At 63.2% G+C, this 6,047-nt stretch carries 10 protein-coding genes; 8 read left to right on the plus strand and 2 right to left on the minus strand.

All coding sequences use genetic code 11. From position 1 onward, the window contains the following. Both ABNS06_RS09150 and ABNS06_RS09155 read left to right on the plus strand, forming a co-directional pair. A partial coding sequence (locus ABNS06_RS09150; protein ID WP_348674076.1) for a glycosyltransferase occupies positions 1-928 on the plus strand: 928 nt, incomplete at its 5' end. Next, positions 925-1,764: a hypothetical protein gene (locus ABNS06_RS09155; protein ID WP_348674078.1), complete on the plus strand. Its 840-nt coding sequence runs from the start codon at positions 925-927 to the stop codon at positions 1,762-1,764. The genes ABNS06_RS09150 and ABNS06_RS09155, both read left to right, overlap by 4 nt. Here the strand turns inward: ABNS06_RS09155 and ABNS06_RS09160 are convergent. Continuing rightward, a complete protein-coding gene (locus tag ABNS06_RS09160; protein ID WP_348674079.1) occupies positions 1,755-2,900 on the minus strand; it encodes a glycosyltransferase in 1,146 nt (381 codons plus the stop codon). The two genes, ABNS06_RS09155 and ABNS06_RS09160, sit on opposite strands and share 10 nt — an antisense overlap. A gap of 128 nt (positions 2,901-3,028) precedes the next feature. On the opposite strand from ABNS06_RS09160, the gene ABNS06_RS09165 reads away from it, so the two are divergent. The 6 genes from ABNS06_RS09165 to ABNS06_RS09190 all read left to right on the plus strand — a co-directional run bounded on the left by ABNS06_RS09165 (position 3,029) and on the right by ABNS06_RS09190 (position 5,825). After that, on the plus strand, positions 3,029-3,949 hold the full coding sequence (locus tag ABNS06_RS09165) for a branched-chain amino acid transaminase (protein ID WP_348674080.1): 921 nt from the start codon (positions 3,029-3,031) through the stop codon (positions 3,947-3,949). Positions 3,950-3,986: 37 nt separating this feature from the next. Continuing rightward, a complete protein-coding gene (locus ABNS06_RS09170; RefSeq protein WP_348674088.1) occupies positions 3,987-4,160 on the plus strand; it encodes a type II toxin-antitoxin system HicA family toxin in 174 nt (57 codons plus the stop codon). Next, a complete protein-coding gene (locus ABNS06_RS09175) occupies positions 4,157-4,396 on the plus strand; it encodes a hypothetical protein (RefSeq protein ID WP_348674082.1) in 240 nt (79 codons plus the stop codon). The genes ABNS06_RS09170 and ABNS06_RS09175 overlap by 4 nt, the downstream gene beginning before the upstream one ends. 22 nt (positions 4,397-4,418) lie before the next feature. After that, positions 4,419-5,189 carry a glycosyltransferase gene (locus ABNS06_RS09180; RefSeq protein WP_348674083.1) on the plus strand — a complete coding sequence of 257 codons (771 nt, stop codon included), beginning with the start codon at positions 4,419-4,421 and terminating at the stop codon, positions 5,187-5,189. 88 nt (positions 5,190-5,277) lie between these two features. Continuing rightward, complete coding sequence (locus ABNS06_RS09185; protein WP_348674085.1) at positions 5,278-5,502, plus strand: antitoxin MazE family protein; 225 nt, start codon at positions 5,278-5,280, stop codon at positions 5,500-5,502. Further along, positions 5,499-5,825, plus strand: coding sequence for a type II toxin-antitoxin system PemK/MazF family toxin (locus ABNS06_RS09190; protein WP_348674086.1), 327 nt, complete (start codon positions 5,499-5,501; stop codon positions 5,823-5,825). The genes ABNS06_RS09185 and ABNS06_RS09190 overlap by 4 nt, the downstream gene beginning before the upstream one ends. An 8-nt stretch (positions 5,826-5,833) precedes the next feature. On the opposite strand, the gene ABNS06_RS09195 is transcribed toward ABNS06_RS09190, so the two are convergent. Next, the coding region (locus ABNS06_RS09195; RefSeq protein WP_348674087.1) for a TolC family protein at positions 5,834-6,047 on the minus strand (214 nt) is incomplete at its 5' end.

The following is a 6,047-nucleotide window of genomic DNA, read 5'->3' on the forward strand; positions in this document are numbered from 1 at the left end:
CCTGCCGATGCGGTGCGGTCTGCCGCCGCCCCGAGCGTGGACGCGCGCGCTGGCCGCCGCCAAGCCCCGAATCGTGCATACCCATTTTGTCAGCGCGGCCAAACCGGGCCGGCAGATTGCCGATGCGCTGGGCCTGCCGATGATCGTGACGGCGCACGGCAATGATGTGACGAATCCGCTCACCCCGGCGTTTCGCCGTCAGTTGCAGACGGCCTTTGGTCGCTGCGATCGGGTGATCGCCGTGTCCGGCTTCATTGCCGACCGGCTGGTGGAGGCCGGCTGTCCGGATGACAAGCTGGTCCAGCACTACATGGGCATTCCTCTGGAGCAACTCGACGCCAGCCCGGTTCCAGAGGAGCCGGTGGTGCTGTTCGTCGGCCGGTTTGTCGAGAAAAAGGGCATCGCCTATTTGATGCGGGCGATGGAGCAGGTGCGGGCGCGACACCCGAACGCCCGGCTGCGCCTGATCGGTGACGGCCCGTTGCGAGAGTCGCTGGTGGCGTTGGATCGCGAACTTGGCCTGGAGTCGGAGTTTCTCGGCGTGCAGCCGCCGCAGGCCGTGCATGCGGCGATGCGATCGGCCCGCGTGCTGGCGGCGCCCAGCGTGCGCACCGAACGTGATGCCGAGGGACTCGGCATGGTCTTCCTGGAGGCACAGGCGCTGGGGCGGCCTGTCGCGGGTTTCCGCTCTGGCGGGATTGGCGAAGCGGTCAGTCATGGCGAGACTGCGTTGCTTTCGGAGGAGCGTGACGTTGATGCGCTGGCCGCCGATCTGGGCCGGGTGCTGGGAGACCTTGATCTGGCGCAGTCACTGGGGACCGCGGGCGCCGAACGGGTGCGTCGGTTGTTCGATATTCGAAGGCAGACCGAGTCGCTTGAGGCGCTCTACGACGAGGTCGTGCGCCAGCAGTCTCCGGCATCGCAATGAAAAAGAAGCAGATTCTCTATTCCAACTGGCAGGCGCGTCGGCTGCGCCGGCTGTCAGTGGCCGACCTGCATGCCGCGAAGCCGAGCGATGCGGATGTGCTCGTGTCGCTCACCAGCATCCCCAGCCGCTTTGCCAATCTGGATCTGGTGGTTCGCAGCGTGCTGTCGCAGTCGGTAGCGCCCAAACGGATGGTGCTGTGGCTAAACGAGCAGCATGAGGGAGGCCTGCCGCGGTCGCTGCTGGACATGGTCGGGACGAAATTCGAGATTCGCTACACGCCGCTGGATTCCTGCCATTGCAAGCTGGCGCCCAGCCTGGCGGCGTTTCCGGATCAGGTCATCGTGACCTGTGACGACGATCTGATGTACCGCCGTGGCTGGATGCAGGCCCTGCTGGAATCGCACCGCAAGACCCCGCGGGCGATCGTCGCCCACATCGCGCGGTCGCTGACGCTGAACCCCGCGGGCAAGGTCGTGCCCTATGACGACTGGCCCAAGCTGAAACAGCGCGGCGTCAGCAGTCACGCGCTGGTGCAGATGGGCTACGGCGGGGTGCTGTATCCGCCCGGTTCGCTGCACGCGGATGCTACAGACGCCGATCTGTTCATGGCGCTGACGCCGCGCGCGGACGATCTTTGGTTCAAGTTCATGGCCTGGCTGGCCGGCACGCCGATCCGCACGGCGGATCGCAAGGTTGGTCGGCCGCGCGAGATCGTGGGTTCGGATCAGGTGCGTCTCAAGCCGATGAACGTCAACCAGGATCTGAACCGTAAGCAGTGGTTGCAGCTCTGCGAGCACTACGGGGTGGACTCCCGCGCGTTGCTGGATCAGGCGTAACCGCCACCTGGCTTGAAGAACGGAACGAGGCGCAGCCGGACTTCCCGGCCGGGCATGGACAGCAGACCTCGCACGGTTGCCGCCGGCGACAGGTGCTCGTCGTAGTAGCGTGCGGCCGCATCCGACATGGCTCGAACCTCATCGATGGGCATGTCCAGCGCCCGTCGGACGACATCGGACAGGTCATCCGCTCCCCGGAAGACCAGACAGTTCACGCCGTCCTTCAGCGCCGGGAAGAACAGCTCCGGATACTGGGTGAGCGGAATGCTGCCGACCGCCATCGCCTCGATGATGTTGTGCGACATCGGGTAGCGATAGCCGGGGCAGGCGAGATAGAACCAGCCGTCCGCGACGGTCCACAGCCAGTCGTCCACCGGGACGCGGCAGTTGCGCGTGTTCATGATCACCAGCCCATCGAATGGTTTGCCGCGAATGGCATCGAAGGCCGCCTGATCCTGCGGGTCCACCCAGCGCCGTGCCGGCAGCTCGCGGCGCAGGATGTCCAGCACGTCGGTGCGTGGCAGCTTGCCGTAGACCTGGGTGATCGACGGCTGGCTGTACTTGCCGACCAGCGCATCGCCGCCGAAGAACACACGCCAGGGCCGGCTGTCCTGACGAAAGCGGACGATCTTCTGATCCTCGCCGCGCGCGTAGACGCCCGGGAACAGCGGAAACGGCATGGGGTAGGTGCCGTCGCCGGGCGAGTAGCTGGGTCGGTAGTCAATCCGGACGATGCGCTCGGCGTCGCTGGCCCAGGGGCTGTCGTCGCGATCGGTGACCAGGATGTACGGACCCGGCACCGCTGCGCCGGGATCGATTACCGCGAACGTCTCGGAGAGCGTGTGACGCTTCTCCTTCTTTCCGATGTTGGCCATGAACAGGTAGCTGCGGGCCAGGATCGGGAAGTAGTGATTGCGGACGAAGAACATCAGCAATGTGTAGAAGCGTCGGCCTTGCGGGCCGTCGATGCGCGAGTCGCGAAAGTCGAACAGCACCCGCTTCCGGTCGGTGGGGATGTCGCGGGATTGCCGGGCGAGCCAGCGGCGGTAGTCCCGGTACTTGAAGGGGCGCAGATACCAGCGGTAGCGGCGCCAGAGCCGGTCGATCTCATGTTGCAGCCTGTCCAGCCAGTTCATCGGTCAGTCACGGGCCGTGCCGGTTCGCGAGTCGGTGTGAGCCAGCGAGGAAAGAACGGTACGGAAGCGGGCGTGGCGGTATAGTATGCGCCCCGATTTTCTGCGCGATGCAACAAGGAGAACTCGCGATGTCGATGGCCGACCGTGATGGTGTGATCTGGCTGGATGGCGAAATGGTGCCGTGGCGCGATGCCAAGGTCCACGTCCTGACCCACACATTGCACTACGGCCTGGGTGTCTTCGAGGGTGTTCGCGCCTACGAGACGGCGAAGGGGCCGGCGATCTTCCGCCTGCCCGAGCACACGCACCGGCTGCTGAACTCGGCGAAGATTCTCGGCATGAAGATTCCCTACGATGCCGAGACCATCAACGCCGCCTGCCTCGCCGCTGTCAGGGACAACAACCTGGATTCCGCCTATCTGCGGCCGATGGCGTTCTACGGGTCCGAGGGCATGGGCCTGCGCGCCGACAATCTTCAGGTGCACCTGATGGTCGCTGCCTGGACCTGGGGCGCCTACCTCGGCGGCCAGTACGACAAGGGCATTCGGATTCGCACCTCGTCTTACACTCGTCATCACGTGAATTCGGCGATGTGCCGGGCCAAGGCCAACGGGCATTACTTCAATTCCATGCTGGCCCTGTCCGAGGCGCTGCGCGACGGCTACGACGAAGCGCTGCTGCTCGACGTGGATGGCTACGTGGCCGAGGGCAGCGGCGAGAACATCTTCTACGTCAGCGAAGGCAGAATCTACACGCCCGACCTGCGCAGTGCGCTGGACGGCATCACGCGCAAGACCATCATGGAATTCTGCGACGATCTTGGCATTGAGGTCATCGAAAAGCGCGTGACCCGTGACGATCTCTACATCGCCGACGAGGTGTTCTTCACCGGAACGGCCGCCGAGGTCACGCCGATCGGCGAGGTAGACGGGCGCAAGATCGGCGACGGCATGCGCGGGCCCATCACCGAACAGCTGCAAAGCCTGTACTTCCGGACCGTGAAGGGCGAGGAGCCCAAGTACGAGCACTGGTTGACTACAATCCGCTAGATTGAGGAGTGCGATGCCGCCGAAAATTCGGGAGTTGATGGCGGAACTGTCGCGTGCCGGGTTCGTTGATCGGGGCGGGAAGGGCAGTCACAGAAACTATGTGCATCCGACAGTCGCGAAACCGATCACCCTGTCGGGTAAGCCGGGCGATGACGCCAAGCGTTACCAGGTCCGAGCAGTCCAGCAGGCGATCAAAGAGGCAAAGTCATGACGAGCAGTGCTGACTACGTGAAAATTGTCGAGTGGTCCCATGAGGATGGTTGCTTTGTCGGCAGCGCTCCAGGCTTGTTCTTTGGCGGCTGCCATGGGGCGGATGAAGAAGCCGTTTTTCACGAACTTTGTGCACGAGTGGAAGAGATCATTGCACTCTACAACGCGGACAATCGGGAGCTGCCTGCCCCAACGGCTGGTCGTGACTTCGCCAACCGGCTCAATGAAGTCGCTTGAAGACAGATTGCACTGATCCTCAGTGAGTTCTAGCGCACGTCAGGTCGTCTGCACCAAGTGGGGCGCAAAATTCCCCGCTGACGAGGTCAATCGGCTGTATCGCATGGTGCGCCATGCAGTTAGCGGACCACTGAAGTTTGTCTGCGCCACCGACCGCGCCGACGGGATTATTCAGGAGGTGGAGGTCGTCCCGCTGCCCGCGGTGCCCGTGGTCGGCGATCGTGACAACCGTGGCTGGAAGAAACTCGGCCTGTTCGCGTCCAGCGAGCAGCTCGGCGGTCTTTCAGGGCCGACGCTTTATCTGGACCTGGACGTCGTCATCGTCGACTCGCTGGACCCGTTCTTCGAACTCGACGGTGCGTTTCGCGTCATCAAGGACTACAAGCCGTTCCGGTACCGCCACGGCTTCACCGGCAACACCTCCACCTTCCGGTTCAACGCCGGTGCGCATACGGGCCTGCTGGACGAGTTGCGGGACATGGGCGAGGCGGTCCTGACGCGCTATCGCAACGAACAGGAATTCATCTCCGACTACATGCGTCGTCGGGGCCTGCTCGACTACTGGCCCAGGCCCTGGTGTGCCAGCTTCAAGCACGATTGCGTCAAGCCACTGCCGCTGGGAGCGTTTCAGGCGCCGCAAAAGCCTGACGGGGCGAAGCTGATCGTCTTCCACGGCACGCCGAAGCCGGAAGAGGCCCTGATCGGCGGCATCGGCAACAAGTGGTACCGCGTGATCAGGGCGGCGCCGTGGTTGAAGCCGTACATGGATGTCGGGTCAGGCCAGAACGGATAGCGACATCGTGGGGCGTCATCTGCAGGCAACTTGCTGTTACATGTAACAAGGCGCTACTGTGTGATCTCCTCTTTGTGGAGATATCGCCATGAGCGAAAGCTCCGTCAGCAAGCGAGTTCAGAAGCACCGCGATGCATTGCGCGCCGCCGGGCTAAGACCGATTCAGATCTGGGTTCCCGATTCGCGCCGTGAGGGCTTTGAGGACGAGTGCAGACGCCAGGCCGCGCTGGTTGCCCAATCTGATTCGGTGGATCCGTCCATTAGTGACTGGATGGATGAGGTCGCGAGCGAGATCGACGGCTGGACGGCGTGAAACGAGGAGAGTTGGTCACTATTGCCCTGCAAGGTGACTTGGGAAAGCCGCGTCCCGCGTTGATTATTCAAGCCAACGAATTTTCTGAGACGGTCAGCGTCACCATTCTTCCGGTGACGAGCCATCTGGTTGACGCGCCGCTACTGAGGGTTCCGCTCTCGCCCGATCAGGAGTCGGGTTTGACAAAAGAATCGCAAGTGATGATCGACAAGATCATCACGGTCAAGCGAGCAAAGATCGGCCAGCGAATCGGCCGCGTTTCGGCGGAGAAGTTGCTTCAGGTCGAGCGTTCGCTTGCGTTGTTTTTGGGGATTGCGTCCTAGTTTGAGTGCTACGGCGTGGAGTCCGAGGCAGCGCCGGTTTCCATCGCTAGCAGCCCGTCAATCTCCGCCAGATCAGCCGGCGCCAACTGTCCCGCGGCTTGCTTGAGTCTCAGCAAATTCAGCAGGTAGTCGTAGCGTGCGCGTGCGTAGTCGCGGCGGGCGGCGTAGATCTCGCGTTGCGCATCCAGCACATCCACGCTGGTTCGCGTGCCGACGCGATAA

Origin of the sequence: uncultured Abyssibacter sp., from assembly GCF_964000955.1 — a bacterium.
GTDB lineage: Bacteria > Pseudomonadota > Gammaproteobacteria > Nevskiales > OUC007 > Abyssibacter.

Coding starts and splice junctions, on each gene's coding strand:
- ABNS06_RS09155 (WP_348674078.1), top strand. CDS start 925: ATGAAAAAGAAGCAGATTCTCTATTCCAACTGGCAGGCGCGTCGGCTG.
- ABNS06_RS09185 (WP_348674085.1), top strand. CDS start 5,278: ATGAGCGAAAGCTCCGTCAGCAAGCGAGTTCAGAAGCACCGCGATGCA.
- ABNS06_RS09165 (WP_348674080.1), top strand. CDS start 3,029: ATGTCGATGGCCGACCGTGATGGTGTGATCTGGCTGGATGGCGAAATG.
- ABNS06_RS09160 (WP_348674079.1), bottom strand. CDS start 2,900: ATGAACTGGCTGGACAGGCTGCAACATGAGATCGACCGGCTCTGGCGC.
- ABNS06_RS09175 (WP_348674082.1), top strand. CDS start 4,157: ATGACGAGCAGTGCTGACTACGTGAAAATTGTCGAGTGGTCCCATGAG.
- ABNS06_RS09170 (WP_348674088.1), top strand. CDS start 3,987: ATGGCGGAACTGTCGCGTGCCGGGTTCGTTGATCGGGGCGGGAAGGGC.